General features: G+C 42.6%; 19 protein-coding genes. 16 read left to right on the top strand and 3 right to left on the bottom strand.

Features of this window, described 5'->3' with window-relative positions:
* Nucleotides 1-132: 132 nt before the first annotated feature.
* From LG34_RS01295 to lgt, 3 genes are all read left to right on the top strand, one after another.
* On the top strand, nt 133-5,265 hold the full coding sequence (locus LG34_RS01295) for a hypothetical protein (RefSeq protein WP_146190161.1): 5,133 nt from the start codon (nt 133-135) through the stop codon (nt 5,263-5,265).
* Nucleotides 5,266-5,629: 364 nt separating this feature from the next.
* The gene (locus LG34_RS01290; RefSeq protein WP_109214516.1) at nt 5,630-6,685 is read left to right on the top strand and encodes an endonuclease/exonuclease/phosphatase family protein; all 1,056 of its coding nucleotides are present in this window, start codon (nt 5,630-5,632) and stop codon (nt 6,683-6,685) included.
* 201 nt (nt 6,686-6,886) lie between these two features.
* On the top strand, nt 6,887-7,654 hold the full coding sequence (gene lgt / locus LG34_RS01285; protein WP_109214515.1) for a prolipoprotein diacylglyceryl transferase: 768 nt from the start codon (nt 6,887-6,889) through the stop codon (nt 7,652-7,654).
* Nucleotides 7,655-7,863: 209 nt separating this feature from the next.
* Here lgt and LG34_RS01280 read toward each other — a convergent pair whose 3' ends face one another.
* A complete protein-coding gene (locus LG34_RS01280; protein WP_109214514.1) occupies nt 7,864-8,394 on the bottom strand; it encodes a TetR/AcrR family transcriptional regulator in 531 nt (176 codons plus the stop codon).
* 217 nt (nt 8,395-8,611) lie between these two features.
* Between LG34_RS01280 and glgB the strand changes: the two genes are divergently transcribed.
* From glgB to LG34_RS01215, 13 genes are all read left to right on the top strand, one after another.
* A complete protein-coding gene (gene glgB / locus LG34_RS01275; protein WP_109214513.1) occupies nt 8,612-10,405 on the top strand; it encodes a 1,4-alpha-glucan branching protein GlgB in 1,794 nt (597 codons plus the stop codon).
* Nucleotides 10,406-10,658: 253 nt separating this feature from the next.
* Nucleotides 10,659-10,964, top strand: a complete 306-nt coding sequence (locus tag LG34_RS01270; RefSeq protein WP_109214512.1) for a DUF6110 family protein — start codon at nt 10,659-10,661, stop codon at nt 10,962-10,964.
* Nucleotides 10,964-13,057, top strand: a complete 2,094-nt coding sequence (locus LG34_RS01265; protein WP_109214511.1) for a heavy metal translocating P-type ATPase — start codon at nt 10,964-10,966, stop codon at nt 13,055-13,057. The genes LG34_RS01270 and LG34_RS01265 overlap by 1 nt, the downstream gene beginning before the upstream one ends.
* A gap of 400 nt (nt 13,058-13,457) precedes the next feature.
* A complete protein-coding gene (locus LG34_RS01260; RefSeq protein ID WP_109214522.1) occupies nt 13,458-14,219 on the top strand; it encodes a tRNA threonylcarbamoyladenosine dehydratase in 762 nt (253 codons plus the stop codon).
* Nucleotides 14,220-14,309: 90 nt separating this feature from the next.
* On the top strand, nt 14,310-15,482 hold the full coding sequence (locus tag LG34_RS01255) for an ATP-binding protein (RefSeq protein WP_177957001.1): 1,173 nt from the start codon (nt 14,310-14,312) through the stop codon (nt 15,480-15,482).
* A 389-nt stretch (nt 15,483-15,871) separates the two neighbouring features.
* Entirely contained in the window at nt 15,872-16,927 is a 1,056-nt protein-coding gene (locus LG34_RS01250; RefSeq protein ID WP_242979765.1) for a helix-turn-helix domain-containing protein, read from the top strand.
* Between the two features lie 377 nt (nt 16,928-17,304).
* A complete protein-coding gene (gene cysK, locus LG34_RS01245; RefSeq protein ID WP_109214509.1) occupies nt 17,305-18,240 on the top strand; it encodes a cysteine synthase A in 936 nt (311 codons plus the stop codon).
* A 111-nt stretch (nt 18,241-18,351) separates the two neighbouring features.
* Nucleotides 18,352-19,662, top strand: a complete 1,311-nt coding sequence (locus LG34_RS01240) for an O-acetylhomoserine aminocarboxypropyltransferase/cysteine synthase family protein (protein WP_109214508.1) — start codon at nt 18,352-18,354, stop codon at nt 19,660-19,662.
* A gap of 210 nt (nt 19,663-19,872) precedes the next feature.
* A complete protein-coding gene (locus LG34_RS01235) occupies nt 19,873-20,319 on the top strand; it encodes an RrF2 family transcriptional regulator (RefSeq protein ID WP_109214507.1) in 447 nt (148 codons plus the stop codon).
* A gap of 154 nt (nt 20,320-20,473) precedes the next feature.
* Nucleotides 20,474-21,520 carry an ABC transporter ATP-binding protein gene (locus tag LG34_RS01230; RefSeq protein WP_109214506.1) on the top strand — a complete coding sequence of 349 codons (1,047 nt, stop codon included), beginning with the start codon at nt 20,474-20,476 and terminating at the stop codon, nt 21,518-21,520.
* Nucleotides 21,517-23,619 (top strand): Gldg family protein, encoded by a 2,103-nt coding sequence (locus tag LG34_RS01225; RefSeq protein ID WP_109214505.1) that lies wholly within the window; start codon nt 21,517-21,519, stop codon nt 23,617-23,619. Before LG34_RS01230 ends, LG34_RS01225 begins: the two co-directional genes overlap by 4 nt.
* Before the next feature lie 97 nt (nt 23,620-23,716).
* A complete protein-coding gene (locus LG34_RS01220; RefSeq protein WP_146190160.1) occupies nt 23,717-23,956 on the top strand; it encodes a hypothetical protein in 240 nt (79 codons plus the stop codon).
* Nucleotides 23,946-24,311, top strand: coding sequence for a DUF4340 domain-containing protein (locus LG34_RS01215; protein WP_181369244.1), 366 nt, complete (start codon nt 23,946-23,948; stop codon nt 24,309-24,311). Before LG34_RS01220 ends, LG34_RS01215 begins: the two co-directional genes overlap by 11 nt.
* A gap of 243 nt (nt 24,312-24,554) precedes the next feature.
* Here LG34_RS01215 and LG34_RS01210 read toward each other — a convergent pair whose 3' ends face one another.
* Both LG34_RS01210 and LG34_RS01205 read right to left on the bottom strand, forming a co-directional pair.
* A complete protein-coding gene (locus tag LG34_RS01210) occupies nt 24,555-24,779 on the bottom strand; it encodes a hypothetical protein (protein WP_109214502.1) in 225 nt (74 codons plus the stop codon).
* Nucleotides 24,780-24,815: 36 nt separating this feature from the next.
* A complete protein-coding gene (locus LG34_RS01205; protein WP_109214501.1) occupies nt 24,816-25,703 on the bottom strand; it encodes a helix-turn-helix transcriptional regulator in 888 nt (295 codons plus the stop codon).
* Between the last annotated feature and the right edge of the window lie 67 nt (nt 25,704-25,770).

The raw sequence follows: 25,770 nt of genomic DNA, 5'->3' as shown, positions 1-25,770 counted from the left end.
TTTTTGTCAATAGGCACTTTTTTCTCCTGAAATGGGCATGTGAAAGGATCAGTTCCTTTGGTAAAATATGGCTATATAAATCTGACCGGAAAAAGAATTTATATGGCGACACGAAAGAAAGGGGATGAGTCTATGATAAAGAAATTTTTGAGTATACTGCTTGCGGTATGTGTGCTTGCGTGTTTTGTACCGATGGATGCATATGCCATCGTCGGATCCGTTCGTTCAGAAACAGAGGAGGTAACAAACAATAAAGGAACATACCGGAATTATGATGTTACCTGGATCGAGAATGATCATATTCGTCTGTATTTTGTGCAGAGTTCGAAAATAAATTTTGGCGGTGGTTATCTGGTAACTGTGCCTGCAAGAACAAAAGCATCTGCAAAAGAGGCATATGACATGGTATTTAACAAAAAAATATACCAGTATCCATATTTTGTCGCAAATTCAGAAAAGATATCTGTTTCCAGCAGGAGTGTAACTGCAGACAAAAATAGTATTACAGTAAAATATGAGTTTAAACCGTATAAACAGGTAACATCGAGATATCAGCGTACCTATGAAGTAACGACGACTTACCGGATCGTCAAACTGGACGAAGGTAAGACAACCGGCTACACGACTGCCGGTATGCTTACAGAGGATGATGCTGATAACGGAAGAACTTACGGTGTAAAAGCAGATGTTGATGTCGAGTATAAGAATAAAGATGGTCTGGCGTATGGCGATGACCTGAATCTGCAATTTTGTACGAAACTGAATGGTTTTAATAAAATGGGACATGAGAATGTTTCCACTGGTGCGTCTGTATACATGAGCAATGCCACCGGAAATTCGGAATCCGGTTATCAGCATTCAGAGAGTGCCGTGGTGGCAGATCTGCTGCATGTAAAAACATCTTTTGGATGGTATCACAGTCCTAATAGCGGCTATGGCAGTTCCGGAGAAGGCATCACAGAACTTTTTACAAAAGGATATTCCTGGGCCAATCCTTTTGTGGCAACTTCCTCACTGTATACAGGTTATGTGACAGGGCATGATGGAACAGGTGATTACACAGATTCACTGCCGGAGTATTTTTCTGCAACAAAAAGTGGCGATGTGACATTGGAACTCAACCTGAATCTCATGGGAAAAGAGATTTCATATCAGCACAGTAACATGCTTTGGGGATACCGGGATCTCTATACCGAAAAAGATGATACATTTACACCGAATGATACGATCACGGTAAGTCAGTCTGCCAGACATCTTGGTATTTATAAAAATAAGGATGGTTATCAGGCAGTTCCGGCATCCAGTGAAAGTGAGCTGGATGCAAATGCAAAGACTTACGGAACAAAGATCGCGGCAATTCGTGGAAATTTTCATGAAGAAAATGACCGCTATGTATTTACAAACGGTGTGGCAGCGTTGTCAAAATCCATTACTGCAGTCTGGACCGGCGCCGGTGGAAGTTTTTCTGTTGGCAAGGATGGAAGTTTTGAGACAAGCAATGTAAATCTGAATACCCCGACATTTAAGTTTTATCAGCCAAAAGATGCTGCACAGAAGAATCTTACGATTGCATCGGGAGAAAATGGTCTGATCGTGACGATGGATCCGAATTCGAATGATGCGATGATGACGACCAATATTCCGGGTACAGAGATCAGTGTGGAAAAAGCGAACGTGAAAGTGGATGGCAATATTAGTTTTGAAGGAAATGCAGAATTTCAGATTTTTAGAGGTGCTGAGTTTACCATGCAGGAGCTTGGATATGGTTACCAGGGGAAAGATTTTAAGGTAAACGGTATTCGTGCAACCGGAAAAATTGATACGACAGAAATGCTTGGACTGGATATGGCAAGTCTGGAAGGCGAAATTGATACCTTCCAGCCAAGGTATCATTTCACTATGGAACTGAATGTGTTTGATCTCTTTGAGAGTGAGGCGGAACTGGAATTGAAGAGATCTAACCTGACAGGTTCACTTATGCCAAATAAGCTTTACTTCTATGCAGGATCAAGTGTTGCCAAGGTGCCACTGGTGCCACCTGTGGTAGTGGCAAATATAACCGGTGCCGGTGGTGGATTTAATAATCTGGCAGATTCCCTTAACGGAGATTTCTTTGCAATTCCGCCGTTGAACCTTTCCATTACAGGGAAAGGCGAAATTTTGAATACACTGGAAGGAAAAGCAACCTATACCTTTGGACCGGCTTACTTTAAGCTGGAAAGCGATGAGGTCAAAATTTTTAAAAAGCTGAATCTGATTGATGATTTTACCATCGAAGAAGGTGTTCAGGGAGAAACGCGCAATTATAAGGGCACAGACTACACCGGTCTGAAAGCTTTTGGTGCTGCAAGTGTCCATGCAAGTGTTCCGCAGAATTCCAAGGTAATCCGGGCTTCGGGAGACTTAAGTGCAAGTGTGTTCTCCGGAATGAACAGCTATAAGAATCCGACCAGTGTCTATGTAAATGCGGATATGAACGGTGGTGTGAAAGGAAGTCTGCATGCACCGTCAGGATGGCCGTTGATCGGTGGTGTCAAACTTGGATCTACAAGTTTTGATTTTTTCCTTGGTGCAAGTACGGTGGTACCGGTCAGAGGAACGAACTTTAATGGTGCTGTAAATTCTGCATTCAAGAATTTTAAAATTTACGGCGGTGCCAAGAAAGAAGCCGACTGGGGAATTGCATCTTATCGCCTTTGGTACATATTCCCGGAAAATGATGCTGGTATCAAAACCGTTGGATTCTGGAAAGATCTGCCGGAATGGAAGTGGGAAGATCACAAGCCGGAAGGTTACAGTGCAGAATACAATGAAAATGATGCAGTGGCAGTCATGGATGCAAATATGGATATGCTTGGTGCAAATGTAACATCCGTTGCTGATGTGGCATTGCAAAATGCGGTAAGTACCAACAGTGTTTACAGTAAGAATATTGAACTTACCGGAAATGAGGGACAGTCATTATCAAAAGATGCTACGGTTGTTATGATGGTGACACCTGCGGATGGCACAGATATGCAGGCATTTGCAGAGAGCCTGACGGTTTCCAAAGGTGGCAGCAATCTTGCATTGACACTACCTTCCTATAATGAGGAAGATGAAATTACCAATGAGTCAGAAATCAATGTATTTGCAACACAGAATGCGGCTGGAAAAGACTGTGTTCTGGTCGGCCTGGGAAAAAATGCATCCGTTGGTGATCAGTGGACAGTAACCAGTGATGTGGCAGAGTTCAATCTGAATCTGAACGCATCTATGCCATTTGACAGTCTTTCTGCGAGCCTGAACGGACAGACGGTCAGTGGAAAAGTAGAAAATCCGGATGCGGATGCAAAATATGTGCTGGCAACATATTTCGGCGAGGAAAGCGGTAAGGGACAGTATGCCATCGAATATCAGGATATTACAGATCCGGCTAATATATCCGCGCAGATACCGAATCGGGGAACTATGGTTGCTACCGGTGATTATTATGTGACTGTAAGTCTTTTAAGCAAAAATGAGATCATGATTGAAAATGAAGATGGAAGTACGGAAAAGGATGAAGTGCTTCTTCCTGTTGATACAGTGGCCTTAGGTCAGATTCATTATCAGAATACTGCACAGCCGGAGGCACCTGCGACAGCAGCAATCCAGCCGATCGGAAATGAGATCATGGAAGGATCCTGGAGTGAGGTGGCAAACGCTGACGGTTACAGAGTAACGATTTATCAGGAGAAGGGCGGAAGTTTTGTTGACACCGGAAAGAATTACAGCTATGATGCAGCTGATATCAAAGATTCCAAAATTGACGGTGTTTCTTATGATACTGCTACCGGTACATTTACACTGGATATGGCATTGACTGTAAATGGTGATGCGATTGATGAGAATCAGAATACTTCCGGCAATACAACTACCTCAGATCTGAAAGCAGGTCAGAATTATAAGATCGGTGTACAGGCATACAATTATCTGACCGATGAAACGGGTGAAAAGATTGCAAATGCGTTTGTTTACAGCGAGGAGACAAAATCAAACGATGCTGTATTACCAAAATACACACCACTGACGCTGAAAGCGGAGATGGAAACATCAAGAGGAAGCGGTAATTATACTTCTCACGATGTCACAGAAGAAAATGGCGTATTCTCCTGTGTGGCAGGTGCAGGAAATAACAACCGCTGGTATCTGCAAGTGACCAATCAGGAAAATGAAAATGTTACCTATACACTGACAAGAATGGATACCGATCAGGTAATAGATGCTGCATATGATGGCTATTGGAACATTGATAATACAGATATTACAGGCTCCGTGATGTTCCGCATTGATGCAGCAGTGAATAAAGGTACTTACACAGATATTACAACAAAATATCTGCTTGTGGAAAAGGATGATACCGCACCGATGCTCAGCCTGGATCAGACAGTGGTATATGCGAATAAGGATACCGGAGACTATACGATTACAGGTATGACAGAACCGAATGGAACGGTTTGCCTTGATGATGTAGACTGGGAGGGAAATTTGAAACAGGTTGCCACTGCGGATGAAAACGGCAGATTTTCTTATTCCGGACAGCTTGATCTGACCTATAATCAGATGGTGATGGATGAAGAAGGAATGCCGGTTTATGATGAAAATGGCAATCCGGTGATTCAGACAATCCGTACCGAAAATGGAATGTTCCTGTTGCTTGTGGCAGAGGATGCAAACGGAAATCGGTCCACAGCAGAATCTGTGGTTGTTACACTGGAAGACCACGATTGGGAGGCTGATTATACTGTGGATCAGAAGCCAACCTGCGAGGATGAAGGTATGAAATCCATTCATTGTAAAACCTGTAGTGCAGTAAAGGATGAGCAGACGATTCCGGCAGCTGGACATAGCTGGGGCGTGGGAGTGATCACTATTAAGCCGACAGCAGAAAAAACAGGTATCCGCACTTATCTCTGTGAGCGTTGTGGCGCAACAAAAACAGAGGAAGTAGATAAGATATCCGTGCCGGGTGAATCAAAGCCGGATACTTCGGATAAGCCATCTGGTTCTGACGGAACAAAGCCGGAAAACGTGGATAAGATATCTGGTTCTAATGAAACAAAGGCAGAAAATGTTAATAAGACATCAGCGTCAGGCAAAACCGAAGCGGATAAGAAAACCGCCGGGGAAGCCGTACGCACAGATGATAATGCCAGAATGATGTTATGGATCACAATTTTGATTCTTTCCACAGGAACTGGAGCAATAACGATTACTGTACGCAGAAAAACGAAAAGAAAATAAAAAACAGTAAAACAGACTGAAAAAGAGCGTTCCGCGAGGGCGCTCTTTTTTTGTTGAGCATAAGAGGCTTCGATAGTACACTTTCTTGTCTTGATGTAAAGATGGGCATATGTTAGGATACAATTATGATAATGAAAACAGATAAGTGACAGGTGGAAAAGGTAAGAGTTTAACCAAATCAAGGAAGTCCCCTGCTTCAATTGCGAAAAGCAATAAGCAGGGGTAGGGACTTGCTTGTATCAGGAGGGGTGCAAGCCCCTTCTGATAAGCTGCGAAGCAGCTATTTGGTTATGAGCAAGTAGCGAAGGCGGATTGCGAATATCCTTTGACCAAAAATAGGTCAATAGTGAGAAGGAGATGCATTATGAAGGGGAAAAAGATTTTAAAAGGTATTGGGATTGTAGTTTTATGCATTGTATTGTTTGTAGCAGCAGTGCTTATTTTTTATACGGTGCGGGAATATCGTCCGAAATCCATTGAGTTTCCGGAAACAGGAACTGGGACAAAGACATTATCCGAAGGAGATAGTTTTTCTGTCCTGACCTATAATACCGGTTATGCGGCATTGAGCAAAGACGAAGATTTCTTTATGGATGGTGGAAGTAAGGTGCAGCCGGACAGCAAAGATGTGGTGGAAACAAACCTTGCGGGAATTTCTGATATTTTGAAAAGCCAGAATGCAGATTTCTATTTCTTGCAGGAAGTGGATATTGATGCAAAACGTTCTTTCCATATCAATGAACGTGAGTATTATGAAAATGCGTTGGATATGAACAGTATTTATGCCTGCAATTTCAAATGTGATTTTGTGCCATATCCGATTCCACCGATTGGAAAAGTAGAAGCGGGTCTGCTTACCATGACGGATTATCAGGTGGAGAGTGCAAAGCGGATCAAACTGGCAGAATCTTTTTCATGGCCGATCAAAACCTGTAATCTGAAACGCTGCATGCTGGAGACAAGGATTCCGATAGAAGGAACTGATAAAGAACTTGTGCTGATCAATTTCCATCTGGAAGCATATGACAGCGGAGAAGGCAAGAAGATGCAAAGCCAGATGCTGGCAGATAAGCTGCAGGAAGAATATCAGGCTGGTAATTATGTAATTGCCGGCGGTGATTTTAACCAGACTTTTGAAGGTGTGGATAAGTATGAAATCCATGATACGGACAGCTGGGTACCAGGAACTGTGTACAAAGAAGATCTGCCGGATGGATTTGATTTTGCTGTGGCAGATAATGCACCGACGTGTCGGTTGCTGAATGGACCGTACAGTGGAAATTATGAGGATTCTCAGGTGTACGTCATTGACGGGTATATTGTGTCTGATAATCTGCAGGTGGATCAGGTGCAGGTTATCGACACTGATTTCGAGTACACGGATCATCAGCCGGTGTCTTTACGGGTGACTCTTCAATAAATTTTTGTCTGTCGGTGTAAGAAACAAATAAAAAATAACTCCAACGAAAATTTTACAATCATCCTTCTGTTGGAGTTATTTTTTATTTTGTTCCATTTACATGACGGCGCCGCCTGTTTTTGGCACAAGAAGTAGTTGGAAAATAAATTAAAATAGTGTAGAATAAGTGCCAGATAAGATTTTTTAAAGGAGTGTTTTGATATGAAAGTAGATTTGTTTTCCATCGGACATTTTACGGTGCACACTTATGGAGTGATGATTGCTATCGGAGTGATCTTGTGTGTGGTGATGGGATATTATAGAGCAAAACGTATGGAAATGAAAGCCGAGTCAGTACTGGATCTGGCAATTTTATGCGTTGTTATGGGGTCCCTTGGAGCAAAAGTGTTTTTTGTGATTTTGAGCTGGAAACAGTTTTTAACAGATCCGTTGAGTGTACTTGGATCTTCCGGATTCGTGGTATACGGAGGCATTATCTTCGGTGTGGTATCAGCCTTGATTTACTGTAAGATTAAGAATATCCGGTTTTTTGAATATTTTGATCTACTGGCACCGTCCGTATCACTGGCACAGGCTTTTGGACGTTTGGGCTGCTTTTTTGCAGGCTGCTGTTATGGTAAGGAAACAAGCCTTCCGATTGGAATTGTATTTCCGGAAGGCAGTTTTGCACCGGCAGGCGTACCGCTGCTGCCGACACAGCTTTTTTCTTCCGCAGGAGATTTTGTGATTGCATTTGTACTGATTCGCATGACTGGAAAAATGCGTCATACCGGTGACGTGGGTGCGCTCTATCTGATGCTTTACGGAATCGGAAGATTCTGTGTGGAATTTCTGCGTACCAACGAACAGGGAGGATTCATAGGACTGACAACAGCGCAGCTGATTTCAATTGTGTTTATGATCATATCAATTGTGCTTTTTATTCGAAATAAAAGAGCAGCGGACAGAGAAGATTTAATGTATATTTAATATAAGTGGAATTGAAAAAAATTACCGGGAGCAAGACGGTAGATTGATTTTCGTAATTGAAGTGAGCATAGCCCGCCTCCGTGAGTGTGTTTGAACACGCCGGTTTTGCGTGTGAGTTCATGGAAGGAGGCGGAAATAAGTGGCGCAACGGAGATAGAAAATCATTCGTGTCTGCTCCCGGTAATTTTTTCAGTTCTTTTTTATAAAACTTACAGCAGATTCATTGCCCCGGAGGAAATCTGGCTGATGATATCAACCACGGCAGCATCTCCGTATTGTCTGTTTTCGAAAAATGCATAATAACCGCCATAAACCGTGTAAGACAGCACAACATTGACGGATGGATCCTGTTTGTACTCCGGGTGAGCTTCAAACAGGATTTTTTTTAATTGATATTCGACTTTTCGCACCAGTTCGCCGGCTCTGGTTCCGGAAAATAAAATGCGGATAATGCTATCACGTGAGAGATAACCGAGAAACAGATTTTTTGCCAGGACCGCCGGATCTTCCAGGCAGTTCGCCGGATTCGGAATGGCTTCTATGACGGAGGTAACAACTTCTGTCTCTAACTGATCACTCAGATCGTAAATATCTTTATAATGGGAGTAAAAGGTAGATTTGTTAATCTGTGCCTTTTCACACAATTCTTTGATCGTGATTTTTTCTAATGGTTTTCTGGAACGTAATTCCAGAAATGTATTGTGAAGGGCTGTTTTGGTTTTTTCTATTCTGATATCCATAATAATACCTCATATGTTTGCTAATGGTGTTAGTCAAAGTAAAGCGGACATTCGCAATCCGCTTTCTGCTGTTGAGTTTTTCGACAATTATCGAAAAGTGTTGGTTTTCCAACGGATTGGAAAAGCTGTTTCTGTTCAAGTATGTTTTCTCTATCTATAATTATAATAGAATTGACAAAGAAAAACAACCACAGTTGATTAATGAGGGAGAGAGTATATGGATTTTTATGGATTTTATACGGGAAAAGAATTTGAAGCTTATCGTTTTCTTGGCGCACATGCCTGTGAAAGAGGAACGGTTTTTCGGACATTTGCACCGAATGCACAGAGAATTTCGCTGATCGGTGAATTTAACGGATGGCAGGAAACACCGATGCAGAAAGTACATGATGGCAATTTCTGGGAGTGTTATGTGGAAAATGCCGGGAAGGGCATGATGTATAAATACAAGATTTACGGAGCAGACGGCAGCTGTATCGATCACTGCGATCCGTATGGTTTTTATTCGGAACTGCGTCCGAACAATGCATCGATTATTTATGATACGACAGATTATCATTTTACAGATTCAGAATGGATGAAAAAACGGTCAGTACGAAAAGATGCGCCGTTAAATATTTATGAGATTCATTTTGGTTCCTGGAGAAAGAAGGATGATAAAGATGCGGAAGGATGGTACACTTATCGCGAGATGGCAGATTTGCTGATTCCGTATCTGAATGAAAATGGTTACAATTATGTGGAGCTGATGCCGTTGAGTGAGCATCCCTGCGATGAATCATGGGGTTATCAGAATACCGGATTTTTTGCACCGACTTCCCGTTACGGTACGCCGGATGATCTGCGCTATTTTGTCAACGCCTGCCACAAGCATAAAATCGGCGTGTTGATGGATTTTGTACCGGTGCATTTTGCGGTGGATGCCTATGCACTGTGGAATTATGACGGTTCTGCCTTGTATGAATATCCGAATCAGGACGTAGGATACAGCGAGTGGGGAAGCTGCAATTTCATGCATTCCAGAGGAGAAGTGCGAAGCTTCCTGCAATCTGCGGCAGCGTACTGGCTGTCAGAATATCATTTTGATGGTCTGCGCATGGATGCAGTGAGCAATCTGATCTACTGGCAGGGCAATGAGGCAAGAGGCGTGAATAATCTGGCGGTTTCCTTTATTCAAAACATGAATCAGGGATTAAAAGATCGTTTCCCAACGGCTATATTGATGGCAGAGGATTCTTCTTCCTATCCGGGCGTGACCAGATCTGTTCACGATGGTGGTCTGGGTTTTGACTATAAGTGGGATATGGGATGGATGAACGACACGTTGAATTATTTTCGGACAGCACCGGAGTATCGTTCTGAGAACTATCACAAACTCACTTTTTCCATGATGTATTATTATAATGAAGCGTATGTTCTGCCATTGTCTCACGATGAAGTGGTACATGGAAAGGCGACCATTATTCAGAAAATGAGTGGTGACTATGAAGAAAAATTCCCGCAGGCACGGGTAATGTACATGTATATGTATGCACATCCGGGCAAAAAGCTGAATTTTATGGGAAATGAAATTGCGCAGTTTCGTGAGTGGGATGAGAAGCGGCAGCAGGACTGGGATATTTTAAAATTCCCGAAACACAGAGAATTTCATCGCTTTATGATGGAACTGAATGAGGTGTATGAGAAACATTCTGCTTTTTGGGAGGCAGATTATGCACAGGATGGCTTCCGGTGGATTGACTGCCATCAGGAAGAAAAATGTATATATGCCTTTGAACGAAAGAGCAAAAAGGAGCGGATCGTTGCCGTTTTCCATTTTGGAAATACAAAAGAGCAGGAATATGTAATGAAAATTTCCGGGGTCAAGAAATTAAAACTGATCTGTAGCAGTGATGATTTTGAGATGAAAAAAGCACATCCGGAGTATCAGAAAGATCTGTCTGTGAAAAAGGGAGCGGTTTCCATACATTTGCCGGCATACAGTGCACGTTTTTATCAGGTAGTGGAATAAATAGCGGAAAGCGGATTGCGAATGTTCGCTTTAGTGTAAAAGTTTGAGATAACACATTTGAGATAGTTTTCTTATACTACGAAAAAATATACTAACGCCTGCGAAATGTGTCTAACCATACAAAAATTAGTAGAAACTAACTGATAATTAATGAAAAAAAATATCAATAAGGGAAATAATGTTTGAAATATCCAATTGCGATGCTATACTAAAAATTAAACATTAAACATATGCAAATGGAGGGAAAAATATTATGTTCAAAAAATTTAATGCAGGAAAAGTTGGTCTTTTTGTAGCAGGTCTTGCTTTTGGAACAGCAGGTATCAAAATCCTTACAAGCAAAGATGCTAAGAAAGTTTATACAGGTTGCACCGCTGCTGTACTGCGTGCAAAAGATACTGTAGTAAAAACAGCAACAACTGTTCAGGAGAACGCAGGTGATATTCTTGCTGAGGCAAAACAGATCAATGCTGACCGTGCCGCTGCGGAAGCATATGTAGAGGACGAAGAAGTAACTGAGGCAGCAGAGGCTCAGGCTGAGGAAGCACAGGCAGAATAATGAAATTTGCAATCAAACATGAGATAAAAGGACGTCTACGTGTACATATGGCGCAGCAGCGCATGACATATGAGCAGGCAGACGTCCTGCAATATTATCTGCAGCAGTCTGATCTCGTAGTAGATGCAAAGGTATACGAACAGACAGCGGACGTTGTGATCAGTTACAACGGAGACAGGGCTGCTATTATTCATTTATTGTGTACCTTCAAATATCAGTTAGTAGAAGTACCGGAAGGATATCTGGAGAGTACAGGACGTGAGTTAAATTCTGAATACAAGGAAAAATTAATCTGCAAAGTTGTATGGCATTACGGAAAGAAATTATTTTTACCGGCACCGATCCGAAATGTGATTACCATCGTCAACGGTATCCGTTATATATGGAAAGGACTGCAGAGTCTGCGTCACCGCCGACTGGATGTGGCCGTTCTGGATGCAACGGGTATTGCGGTATCACTGCTTCGTCAGGATATGGGAACCGCAGGTTCTGTTATGTTCCTGCTTGGAATTGGCGAGCTGCTTGAGGAGTGGACACACAAGAAATCCGTCGGTGATCTGGCACGAAGCATGTCTCTGAACGTAGAGAAAGTATGGCAGAAAGTTGGAGACCAGGAAGTTCTGGTATCTTCTTCTACCATTGAAAAAGGCGATGCGATCATCATTCATGCCGGAAATGTGATCCCGTTTGACGGTGTGGTAACAGCCGGAGACGCTACCGTAAATCAGGCTTCCCTGACAGGCGAATCCGTACCGGTTGCAAAAACAATAGATTCCTATGTTTATGCCGGTACTGTTCTGGAAGAAGGTGAGCTGATCATCCGTGTAGAAGCAACCGGAGGTGCCACAAAATACGAGAAGATCGTTACCATGATCGAGGATTCCGAAAAACTGAAATCCAATCTGGAAGGAAAAGCAGAGCATCTGGCAGACAAGCTGGTTCCGTATACATTAGGTGGTACGTTACTGACTTGGTTACTCACAAGAAATGCAACAAAAGCATTGTCTATCCTGATGGTAGACTTCTCCTGTGCGCTGAAGCTGGCAATGCCGATTTCCGTGCTTTCTGCAATCCGTGAGGCACAGCAGTGTGACATTACCGTCAAAGGCGGAAAATATCTGGAGGCCGTTGCCGAGGCAACAACCATCGTATTTGATAAAACTGGTACACTGACAAAGGCAAAACCGACGGTGATCGATGTCATTCCGTTCAACGATTCGGAGCCGGATGAGCTGCTTCGTATCGCAGCCTGCTTAGAAGAACATTTTCCACATTCTATGGCAAAAGCCGTTGTGACAGCTGCAAAACAGAAAAAGCTGGAGCACGAGGAAATGCATTCTAAAGTGGAATACATAGTAGCACATGGTATTTCTTCTTTCATCGAAGAAAAACGTGTGGTGATCGGAAGCTATCATTTTGTGTTTGAAGATGAACAGTGCCAGATTCCGGAAGGCAAAGAAGTTGTATTTGATAACCTGCCGGAAGAGTGTTCCTGCCTGTACATGGCTGTTGATCAGCAGCTTGCAGCCGTTATCTGTATTGAAGATCCTGTACGTGAGGAAGCAATGGATGTCATTCAGGATCTGCGTGACAATGGTATCCAAAAAATTGTTATGATGACTGGAGACAGCGAGCGTACTGCAGCAGCAATTGCACGCAAAGTCGGTGTAGATGAGTATTATTCTGAAGTTCTGCCGGAAGATAAAGCAAACTTCGTAGAACAGGAGAAAGCACTTGGTCATAAAGTTATCATGATCGGTGACGGAATCAACGATTCACCGGCTCTGTCTGCCGCAGATGCAGGTGTAGCCATCAGTGATGGTGCAGCTATTGCCCGCGAGATCGCAGACATTACTATCGCAGCAGACGATCTGCATGAGATCGTGACATTGAAGAAGATCAGCAACAGACTGATGCAACGTATCCACCGCAATTATCGCTTTATCGTAGCGTTTAATGCAGGATTGATCGCACTTGGTGTTGGCGGAATCATTCAGCCGACCACATCTTCTCTGTTACATAACACTTCAACACTGTATATCGGTTTGAAGAGTATGGAAAATCTGCTGGATGAGCAGGAGAAAAATGAATAAAAGCGTGTTGAGATAAGACAACGATTGTGCTTAAGTGAAAAACGCGGAACTTCAGATAAGAGGTTCCGCGTTTTTTGTTACATAGAAAATTGATGGAACATTTTCTTGTTTCATAATTTGGAAAAAGTTTACTCAGTTTGCTCTTTTTTCATGAAATATAGATTTTGGAGATGTCCTGTTTATTGGAAAAATGTTTATTTTCAGAGAAGTAATTGTTTTTTGTATGAAAATCCGCTATACTATCACAGGCAATTCATAGTAAAATAGTAAACAATACAGAATCTGGTAAAAAGAAAAGGTTCTGAAATGTTCGAAAAATATTAGAAATACATTGGAGGAGACACAAATGGAAGAAAATACTTCTTTGCATACAGAATGTGTACATAAGCCGCGTCCGGCTGTGCTGAATCAGTTTTCCAGAACGGAACTGCTTCTGGGAGAAGATAACATGCAGCGTCTGTTCAACGCCAGAGTAGCGGTATTTGGAATCGGTGGTGTCGGCGGATACACCGTAGAAGCACTTGCGCGTGTGGGCGTTGGAACGTTGGATCTGATCGATGATGACCGGGTCTGTCTGACCAACTTAAATCGTCAGATTTTTGCAACAAGAAAAACCATTGGAAAATATAAAGTAGATGTAGCGAAAGAGCGTATTCTGGATATCAACCCAAAGGCAGTTGTCAACACATATAAGACTTTTTATATGCCGGATACCGCAGATCAGTTTGATTTTTCTCAGTATGATTATGTGGTGGATGCGATTGATACCGTCACCGGAAAATTGATGCTTGTGGAGCAGGCAAAAGCCGCAGGTGTGCCGATCATCAGTTCCATGGGAGCAGGAAACAAGATGGATGCATCTGCTTTCGAAGTGGCAGATATCTATGAGACTTCTGTTTGCCCGCTGGCAAAAGTTATGCGCCGCGAGTTGAAAAAACGTGGTATTGATCATCTGAAGGTGGTTTATTCCAAAGAAAAGCCCCTGACACCGATCGCAGATACAGAAAACAACTGTAAAAATAATTGTGTCTGCCCGCCGGGAACAGCAAGAAAATGTACCGTGCGCCGTCAGATTCCGGGAAGCATGGCTTTTGTACCGTCAGTAGTCGGACTGATCATTGCAGGTGAGATTACAAAAGATCTGACAGAACTGCCGCAGTAGAAAAGTATTGTTTTTATAGTATCGGTTAGAAATATAAATGTAACTACCAGTGAGAATGAAGCATATAAGTGATATAGAAATGGAGAGCATATGGGAGAAATACAATTATCCGTACAGGAACTGTCTGCAATGCCGGAAGACAGCTATCAGTTAGTAGATATCCGGGATGAGCGTGCGCGTTCCTACGGCGTGATCCCGGGCAGTGTGGCTCTGAGCGCAGAGGAACTGTCGGAATCACAGGAAATTGATAAAAATAAAACAGTTGTTATTTATTGCCAGAAAGGTGAGATGAGCGTTCCGGCAGCAGAAGCACTACAGGAAGCCGGTGTGGATGCCCGAAGCCTGAACGGTGGATACTTAGCATGGCTGATGGAATCCATGAAACAGAAAGAAGAAGCCCAAAAAGAGGAAGAGACTCCGGAGTATGTGGAAATCGAGCAGAGTATCCGCAAAAAGTTCCGGAAAACTATCTGGTGCCGTTTTACCCGTGCGGTACGTGAATACGAGCTGGTAAAAGAGGGGGATAAGATCGCAGTCTGTATCTCTGGTGGAAAAGATTCCATGCTGATGGCAAAACTTTTCCAGGAGTTGAAACGCCACAACAAGTTTAATTTTGAAGTGGTATTTCTGGTCATGGATCCGGGATACAGTCCGGCAAACAGACAGATCATAGAGGCAAACGCAAAGAGAATGAATATCCCAATCACGATTTTTGAGTCGGACATTTTCGATGCAGTATTTAATATAGAAAAATCACCGTGTTATCTGTGTGCGAGAATGCGCCGTGGACATCTCTACAGCAAGGCGAAGGAACTTGGATGCAACAAGATTGCTTTAGGTCATCATTACGACGATGTCATTGAGACTATTCTGATGGGCATGCTCTATGGAGCCCAGATGCAGACCATGATGCCAAAGCTGCACAGCACAAATTTTGAAGGTATGGAGCTGATCCGTCCGCTGTATCTGATCCGCGAGGATGATATCAAGAAATGGCGTGACAGCAATGACCTGCATTTTATCCAGTGTGCATGTAAGTTTACTGATACCTGCAGCACCTGCGGCGGTGAGAATATTTCTAAACGTGTGGAAGTGAAAAATCTGATTCGTCAGTTGAAAGAGACAAATCCGTTCGTGGAATCCAATATTTTTAAAAGTGTGGAGAATGTCAACTTAAGTACGGTTATCGCCTATAAGCAGGGTGGTGTGAAACATCACTTCCTGGATGATTACGATAAAGTAGAGAAAAAAGAGGAAGCATAGGATCTAAGCAAAAAAGGAATTTGTGTTTTGTATACAGAATCAAAAGATAGTAAAAAAGATCAGAAAATGCTAGAATCAAGAAGAAAAATATAGAAAAGCGAAAAAATCGGGAAGATGCAACTGGCAGTTGACGGATTTTCAAGGGTAATTGGTGGTTGTCAATCGGGATTTTTCGTATAATGAATCCATCAGGAGAAGTTTTGCTGAGGACATCAAAAGCAGAACGTATTCTGATGGATTTTTTGTTTGATAGGTAATACGCTGAATGGAAAAATGTTCTATTGATAATAGCGGGTAAGTATGTGATAGCATATTTCCTTCTATCAGATGGAAACAATTTATTTATAATAAGAAAGGTATCAAGAGTTATGAAACTTGCGGAAAAAATTATGGCATTGAGAAAGCAGCGCGGCTGGTCGCAGGAAGAACTGGCGCAGCAGCTTTCGGTATCCAGACAGTCCGTATCGAAATGGGAGAGCGGAGCGTCCGTGCCGGATCTGGATAAAATCTTGAAGATGAGTGAGATTTTTGATGTGTCTACGGATACTCTCTTAAAAGAAGAAATGGATCTGAACGAGAGAAACACAGTATTTGAAGATTTACAGAATGAACGGATGAAAATGGAACCACCTGATAGGGGAAATTTTGTGAATAATCAAAATGACACACAGCAGCAATTTGGAGAAGATACACGAAACGAAGAAATTCCGACGCATCATGTTTCCATGCAGGAAGCAAAGGATTATATTGAATGGGCAAAGCACAAAGCTCCGTGGATCGCATTAGGAACATTTCTGTGTGTATTGTCTCCTGTATGGCTTTTACTGCTTGGCGGAACGGCAGAATATAAGGTGCTTCCAATCACAGAGGATATGGCAGGCGGAATGGGCATTGCGATTCTTCTATGTATGGTGGCTGTGGCAGTCGCAATTTTTATCATTAAGGGCACGCCCCAGGAACGTTTTCAGTTCTTTGAAACACAGCATCTTATAGCGGATGAGGAAGTTCGGGCTATGATTCTGGAAGAAAAACAGGAATTTGCACTGCTGAGTCGCAAATGCGTTGTGACGGGAGTGGTTCTTTCCATTCTCAGCGTGGTTCCTATGATGCTGATGGCGGCCTTTTCCATGCCGGACATTTATTATATATACAGTCTTGGCGTTTTGCTGATTTTTGTGGCAATCGCAACGTTTTTCTTTGTATGGTCCGGAACCATTGCGGGAAGTTACAGGATTTTACTGGAGGAAGATGATTACAGCCTGAAAAATAAACAGAACAGTGGCAGAAGAACGCAGATTTCCAGGATTTACTGGTGTTCTGTGACGGCAATCTTTCTGGCGGTCAGCTTTTTGACGAACCGATGGGACTTGACATGGATCATCTGGGCTTGTGCAGGAGTGCTATGTGGCGCGGTTTCTGCTATAATGTCTTTATCGAGAAGATAAAATGATATAAAAATACAAAACATACCTGATAAGTTGGTTAAGCAAGGAAAGGCCTTCTTTGGACAAAAAAGTGTCTGAAGAAGGCGTTTTTTTGCGTACAGTTCACCCGCGCCATTCGCAAAACGCCCCTTACAGGGCTTCTCCGCTGCGTTGCCGCTATTTTTGCTCATAAAACGGCGCTTCTTTCGTCCCTAGTCATAAAGATAACTCCTTATGCGAGCATAATCGTTATCTTTATGAGTGGTACGAGTGAACTGGGAGAATAAAAAATATAAAAAATCTTCAAAAACCTAGTTGACAAATAGGAATAAGGGGAATATAATACACTCAACAAATAAAACATAGAAAACAGATATGATTTATAGGAGGACGAAACAATGGCTAACATTTATAAAGGAACACTTGGATTAATCGGTAACACACCACTGGTTGAGGTTACAAATGTAGAGAAAGATCAGAACCTCAACGCTAAAATCCTTGTAAAATTAGAATACTTCAATCCGGCAGGAAGTGTCAAGGACAGAATTGCAAAAGCAATGATTGAGGACGCTGAAGAAAAAGGATTATTAAAAGAAGGTTCTGTTATCATTGAGCCGACTTCAGGAAATACCGGTATCGGTCTTGCAGCTATCGCAGCAGCGAAAGGATACAGAATCATCCTTACTATGCCGGAGACTATGAGTGTTGAGAGAAGAAACATCTTAAAAGCTTATGGAGCAGAGATCGTTTTAACAGAAGGTTCCAAAGGAATGAAAGGCGCCATTGCAAAAGCAGATGAACTTGCAAAAGAGATTCCAAACAGCTATATCCCGGGACAGTTCGTAAATCCGGCAAACCCGGCAGCTCACAAAGCAACAACTGGTCCGGAGATCTGGAATGATACAGACGGAAAGGTAGATGTATTTATCGCAGGAGTAGGCACAGGCGGAACATTAACAGGTACAGGCGAATATCTGAAATCCAAAAATCCGGATGTCAAGATTATCGCAGTAGAGCCTGCAACATCTCCGGTACTTTCCGAAGGTAAGAGCGGAGCTCACAAAATTCAGGGTATTGGCGCTGGTTTCGTACCGGACGTATTAAATACACAGGTATATGATGAAATTATCACAATTGAAAATGATGATGCATTTGAGAAAGCAAAACTTCTGGCAAAGAAAGAAGGCGTTTTAGTCGGAATTTCTTCCGGAGCAGCATTATCCGCAGCAATTCAGGTAGCAAAACGTCCGGAATTTGCAGGAAAAACAATTGTAGCATTATTACCGGATACAGGTGACAGATATTATTCAACACCATTATTCACAGAGGCATAAAAAAACATCCAATCAGGACGGTCAGGATCTGTGAAACAAAGATAACAAACAGGAGCGGCATTTGCAGATCCTGAACACAACGAATTATTGAAAGGCAAAAGGGAAAGAACAATGGCAGAGAAAATCGCAAGAAAAGACAGAAATTTTAAATTTGAGACATTACAGTTACACGTAGGACAGGAGAGTCCGGATCCAGTTACAGATGCAAGAGCAGTACCGATTTATCAGACATCTTCTTATGTATTCCGTAACTGCGATCATGCAGCAGCACGTTTCGGACTTGCAGATGCAGGTAATATTTACGGACGTCTGACAAACCCGACAGAGGACGTATTTGAGCAGAGAATGGCAGCACTGGAAGGCGGCGTTGCAGCATTAGCAGTAGCTTCCGGAGCGGCAGCGATTACTTATACCATTGAAAATCTTGCTCAGGCCGGAGACCATATTGTAGCAGCAAAAAATATTTACGGTGGTTCCTTTAATTTACTTGAGCATACACTTCCACAGTATGGTATCAAGACTACATTCGTAGATCCGTTCAACATTGACGAAGTAAAAGCAGCTATTCAGGACAATACAAAAGCACTTTACATCGAGACACTTGGTAACCCGAACTCTGATGTAGTAGATATCGAGACACTGGCAAACATTGCTCATGAGCATAAAATCCCGCTGGTAATCGACAATACATTCGCAACACCATATCTGGTTCGTCCGATTGAATACGGTGCAGATATCGTTGTTCATTCTGCAACAAAATTCATTGGCGGACATGGAACAAGCATCGGTGGTGTTATCGTAGACAGCGGAAAATTTGACTGGGAAGCATCTGGAAAATTCGCTTCTTTAACAGAGCCGAACCCAAGCTACCACGGAATCAGCTTCACAAAAGCAGTTGGACCGGCAGCTTTCGTTACAAAGATCCGTGCAATCTTACTGCGTGATACAGGAGCAACAATCTCTCCGTTCAACTCTTTCCTGTTCTTACAGGGACTTGAGACACTGTCTTTACGTGTAGAGCGTCACGTAGAGAACGCACTGAAAGTAGTTCAGTACTTAAACAACCATCCACAGGTAGAGCGCGTACATCATCCGTCTGTATCTGAGGATCCAAGCCAGCAGGCATTATACAAAAAATACTTCCCGAACGGCGGTGGTTCCATCTTCACATTTGAGATCAAAGGTGATGAGCAGAAAGCAAAAGATTTCATCGACAATCTGGAGTTATTCTCCCTGCTTGCAAACGTTGCAGATGTAAAATCTCTGGTTATCCATCCGGCAACAACTACACACAGCCAGTGCACACCGGAAGAACTTGCTGATCAGGGAATCAAACCAAACACAATTCGTCTTTCTATCGGTACAGAGAACGTTGACGATATTATCCAGGATCTGGATGAGGCTTTCAAAGCAATTCAGTAATCAGATTCGTGTGTAAAGCCGCAAATTGAATATCAATATACGGACTTTAAAATTTATAAAAGTATAGAAATTCAGGCGGGTTGTATCACTGCAATCCGCCTGTTAAATTAAATGAGAAAATTAAATGTTACTGTGATCCAAACATGAGAAACAGCAGTAAGATTTTTGTATAAAGTGAAAAATATTGGAGTATGGGAGGTATTATAAAAAATGAAGTTTTCAAAAAAAAGCCGATATGGTCTGACCTCTCTGATTGATCTGACAGTTCATTCCAAAAATGGGCATGTGGCATTGAACAGCATCGCAGAGCGGAATGATATTTCTCCGCAGTATCTGGAGCAGGTTTTTGCTGCATTGCGCAGAGCAGGAATTGTAAAAAGTATCAAAGGACCACAGGGTGGTTATCTGCTGAATCATCCGGCAGAAAAAATCACGGTGGCAGAGATTTTGGAAGCTCTGGATGGAACTTATCACATTGCGGATGAAGATACGACAGAAGAAAGTGCCTGTAAAGGCATTGCAGTGGCAATTCAGACAAGAGTCATTGATGAAGTCAATCGTCGGTTAGACGACCTTTTGCGGAATCTGACACTGGCAGATTTGGTAAAAGATTATCAGGAATTTGAAAAATACGACGAGAGTATGTATTACATTTAAAAAGATCAGATTTGAGCGATCAAACTCTGTGAAAAATACGGATCGTGAGTGGGAAAAGGACACATAATTGACACAATTTTTCCTAATATTTAACACATTTCCTCTATAAGATAGTTCTATAAGTAATTTTATGGAAGTTGAAGGAGGAAGTGTTTTGATAGAAATCAGTCATCTTACGAAAAAATACGGCGCCAATGTGGCGGTAAATGATCTGAACCTGACACTTGAGTCAGGCAACATCTACGGATTTCTTGGACCAAACGGGGCAGGAAAATCCACAACGATGAATATCATTACCGGCTACATTGGCGCTTCTTCCGGTGAGGTAAGAATCAACGGATTTGATATCAATAAAAATCCGGAGGAAGCAAAAAAATGCATCGGCTATCTGCCGGAGATTCCACCAGTGTATGGTGATATGAAAGTGTTGGAATATCTGCAGTTTGTGGCAGAATTGAAAAAAATAGACAAACACAGCAGAAATGCAGATATCAAACAGGTCATGGATCTGACGAAACTGCATGATGTGAAGGCGCGTCTGATCAAAAATCTGTCCAAAGGTTATCGGCAGAGAGTCGGACTGGCACAGGCTTTGATCGGTATGCCGGAGATCATTATTCTGGATGAGCCGACGGTAGGACTTGATCCGAAGCAGATCATTGAGATCCGTGATCTGATCCTTTCGTTAAAAGATAAACATACGGTGATCTTAAGTTCTCATATTTTGCAGGAAATCAGTGCGGTATGTGATCATGTATTTATCATTTCCAAAGGAAACCTGGTTGCCAGTGATTCCATGGAGCATCTGGAAAGCCGTATGAGCGGTGCACAGCAGTTGGAAGTGACGGTCAGCGGTGCGCGCAGTGATGTGGAACAGATGAAAGAAATTCCGGGTGTGAAATCCTGCGAGATTACCAGAGAGATTTCAGAAGAAGTAATGGAGTCTGATAATGACGAAACACCAGGCTCAGATACTGAGCAGATACCGTTGCAATCAGAAGAATCCGAACAGCATGTAGAAACACAGCATGGAGAATATCATCTCTCTATCCTGGCAAAAGAAAATCAGGACATCAGGGAAGCAGTATTTCGTTATTGTGTCGCACATGAGCTTGTTTTACTGGAATTGAAAGTAAATACAAAGACGCTGGAGGATGTATTCCTTGAATTGACCGGATCTGAGGAGGTGCATAAAGCATGAAAGCAGTATTAAAAAGAGAGCTGAAGGCATATTTCACCTCCGTGATCGGATGGATTTTCCTTGCAGCATTTTTCTTCGTATTTAATTTATATTTTGTAGCAAATAACCTGATTTATGGTACACCATATCTGTCCTATTCACTTTCAAATGTGGCATTTGTTCTGGTTATAATCATACCGATCCTTGCAATGCGTAGTATGGCAGAAGATCGCAGAACAAAGACGGATCAGCTGTTGTATACCGCGCCAGTGTCGATTCCAAAGGTTATTATTGGTAAATTTTTGGCATTGGTAGCAATCTTTTCTATTGTAGTCGGAGCAATCTGCCTCTGCCCGTTGTTACTGTCACGGTTTGGCAACGTGCCAATGACAGAATCTTATGCAGCAATTTTTGGAATTTGGCTGTATGGCTGCCTTTCCATTGCCATTTGTGTTTTTGTTTCTGCATTGACAGAGAGTCAGGTGATCGCAGCGGTACTGTCCTTCGCTCTGCTTTTTATCGGATTTATGATGCAGCAGATTACAGGACTGATCTCCAGCAGTGACAATGTAGTAACGAAGGTACTGAATGCATTATGTACACAGACGCATCTGACAAATTTCTGCAACGGTATTTTGGATGTGACAGGTATTGTTTATTATGTCAGCGGTACGGTATTATTTTTATTCCTGACCTGCCAGCTTGTACAGAAACATCGCTGGTCCGTAAGTGCAAAGAAAATCCGCAGAGGTGTGTTTAACTCCAGCTTTGTAGTGATTGGTCTTGCCATTGTTGTAGCAGTAAATGTATTTGCAAATGAGCTGCCAGAGAAAGCAAAAAGCGTGGATCTGACTTCTCAGAATCTGTATACACTGACCGATGACAGTGTAAATCTGGTCAAAGATTTGAAACAGGACGTTACGCTGTATGTATTATCATCCGAAAAGAGTGCAGATGATACAGTGGCGCGGACACTGAGCAATTATGAGGATGCTTCTTCTCATATCAAAGTAGAATATATTGATCCGGCAGTTTCACCGAATTTCTATGCAAGCTATACGGATACCGCACCGTCTGACGGCAGTATTATTGTAGTCAGCGGCAATACTTCCAAGGTGGTATCTTCCAGTGACCTGTATCAGTATGATATTGATTATTCTACTTATACACAGACAAAATCTGCATACGACGGCGAAGGTCAGCTGACCAGTGCCATCAGCTATGTAACCAGCGAAGATCTGCCAAAGGTATACACAATTACCGGTCATGGTGAGACAGCTTTGGATGATACCTTCAAGTCAGCATTGGAAAAAATGAACATTTCCGTAGAGGATCTGACCTTATTACAGGAGGAAGCTATTCCAGAGGATGCAGCAGCAGTAATTATTAACGGACCGACTTCTGATTTCTCCGCAGACGATGCTACAAAAATCAGTACCTATCTTGCCGGTGGCGGAAAACTGATCGTTACGACTGCATACAACAAAACCGAAGATACACCGAATTTTGACGGTATCCTGTCTGCTTATGATATTCAGGTGACAAATGGACTGGTTATGGATTCTGACAGTTCCCATTATTATCAGTATCCATTCTATCTGTTACCGGACGTTGCTTCTGCAACACAGACTTCCAAGGTAAGCAATTATGTATTTATGCCGTATGCACAGGCACTGACAAATGCAGGTGTACATACGGATACCATAACATGGACGGATCTGTTGACAACATCTGATAATGCTTATGTGAAAACGGATATTTCAAATATTACAACGTTTGAGAAAGAATCTGGAGATCAGTCCGGTAAATTTACACTGGCAGCAAATGTAACCGACAGTGAGAGCGGTGCGGATATTACAGTAGTGGCATCCGTTCTGGCATTTTCCAATGATGCGGATTCCATTGTATCCGGACAGAACCTTGCGCTGTTCAAAGGAATTGCAAGCACATTTGCAAGCTCTGATTCAGCAGTATCCATTGATGCAAAACCATACACATATACAACGTTATCTGTAAATCAGTCTGTAGCCATCATGAGTGAGACCTTGCTTGTCATGGTACTTCCGGTGGCACTGATCGTGATCGGCATTGTGATCTGGTATCGCAGACGCCGCGCGTAGGAAATATTCTGTGGAGATGTACGCAATTCAGGTAAAAGGTCATTTTTTAAGGATCGAATTGCGTATAGAGTATCCTTTACTGGAAAGGAATTTGTATATGAGAAAAAAACAATGGATTATTTTGGTGATTGCATTGGCAGCAATTGTAGCTGCGTCCGCAGGTTTGAACGGGTATCAGAAAAAACAGGATCAGAAAGCAGCGCAGCAGGAAGAAGATGAAAAAGTCTATGCATTGCAGTTTACATCAGATGATGTAACCGGAATCTCTTATGAGTATTCTGGTGAAACACTGGAATTTACCAAAACGGATGATACATGGAGCTGCAATGCAGATTGATGCAGATAAAATGAAAACCATGCTTTCCTCCCTTGGAAGCATGACTGCTGATAGTACCGTAGAGAACCCTGAAGATGTATCAGAGTACGGGATTGATCAGCCGACACAGCAGGTAACATTGAACTTTTCGGATGGCAGTGAAAGAACATTGACTTTCGGAACGGAAAATGAAATTGTGGGCGGTACTTATGTACAGGTCAGCGGTGATGATAATGTTTATCTGGTTGGCAGCAGTTATGTGAATACGACACTGAATAAAGGTGTGGATGATCTAAAAGTGGATGATACTGACGATACGACTTCGTCATCTTCCGAAACAGATACGTCTTCTGATACTTCGGCTACAACGGAATAATAATGTGATACAATGTGGTATTGTAACTGAAAAGTGAAAAAATCACTGTGTAAATGACGAAATCAAAGACTCCTTCTGCGACAAGCGATTCAGTAAGTGACTGAGTTTTGCGAATTTTGCGCGAACGAGAAACGACCAGCTTTTATAGGAGTTGGAAGTGAGCGCGATAAAACTGAAGCAAAACGAAGGTAACGAACGGTTAGCGGTTGCGGAAGGAGTCTTTGATTTCGTCTTATTTAAATTTTATTTTTTATCAGACGTATCATCATTTTGTTTCCCTTTCAGCAAACGGTATATGAAGGAATACGCCCAAAGCAGTACCGGCAGCACGATGGTCGCATACACGGCAACCTTTAACAAGTTAATCGCTTCCGCACTGCCAATCAACGCCAGCACCAGTGTAGACACATATAATCCGACCAGTGCGATCACACCAATGAGTGCGGTAATCTGTTTTAATTTTTTCATATAAATAAATTCTCCATTTCTGTTTATTTTCTTATCTTACTCCTGTGTATCTGGTTCCGTCAATAGTTCGGAACTTTGCAGCGTCGGATTAAAGGCATCTTCAATCCGGCGGATCGGTTTGAAATCCGGGACATAATTTGACGGCAGTTCCCGCGGGGACATGCCGGTAATGTCACGAAACACCCGGTTAAAATGTCGGATCGTTTCAAAGCCGCAGCGGGAGGCGATTTCTGTCACAGACAATCGTCGCGGATGCTCCTGCAGCATATGGATAGCATGTTCTAACCGTACGGTGTTCAGATATTTGGAAAACGTCATGCCTGAGATTTTCCGGAAAAACCGGGAAAAATACGGTTCTGACAATCCCATGAAAGCAGCGGCATCCGAAAAGGTAATGTAGCTGTAATTGGCATCAATTTCGTCCAGCAGATGTTTGTAATTGTCGATAGAAGAATGTTCCGGGCGGCTGATCAGCGGCGTATAAGCCTCTTCCCGGAAAATGTGGATCATCAGCTCCGTGATTAGGACACAGGTCTGCTGCTCAAAAAATGGTTTTTTCAAAGTTCGTTCTTTCTGAATTTTCGAAAAAGTATCCAGGATCGGATAACTGCCGGAAAGCTTGGCACAGCAGAGTTGATAATGGCTCGTCAGATCTGCCGTCAGCGCTACGTCAAATAAGGTAATGGCAGTGATACTGTCCGGATCACTTTTGATATAATGGATCTCACCGCTGGCAAGAAAAATCGATTCTCCGGCAGTCAGGGTATATTCCTGATGGTTGTGGGAGACCGTGACGGTTCCCTGCTCCACACAGATCAGTTCGTTTTCCAGATGCCAGTGTGGGAGATTGTGCAGGTTGCGGTAACGCCCGGTCCACACGCGTTCGGCACCACTGGTATCCCGTTGTTCAAAGTTAGCAAGCATAAAAGTCTCCAAATTATGTTATTCAAGTCGAACGCACGTGAGACTTGGTGCGTGATTCTGGTCAGCG

The organism is Eubacterium ramulus (assembly GCF_003122485.1).
GTDB lineage: Bacteria > Bacillota > Clostridia > Lachnospirales > Lachnospiraceae > Eubacterium_I > Eubacterium_I ramulus_A.
This window is presented reverse-complemented; position numbering and strand designations above follow the sequence as displayed.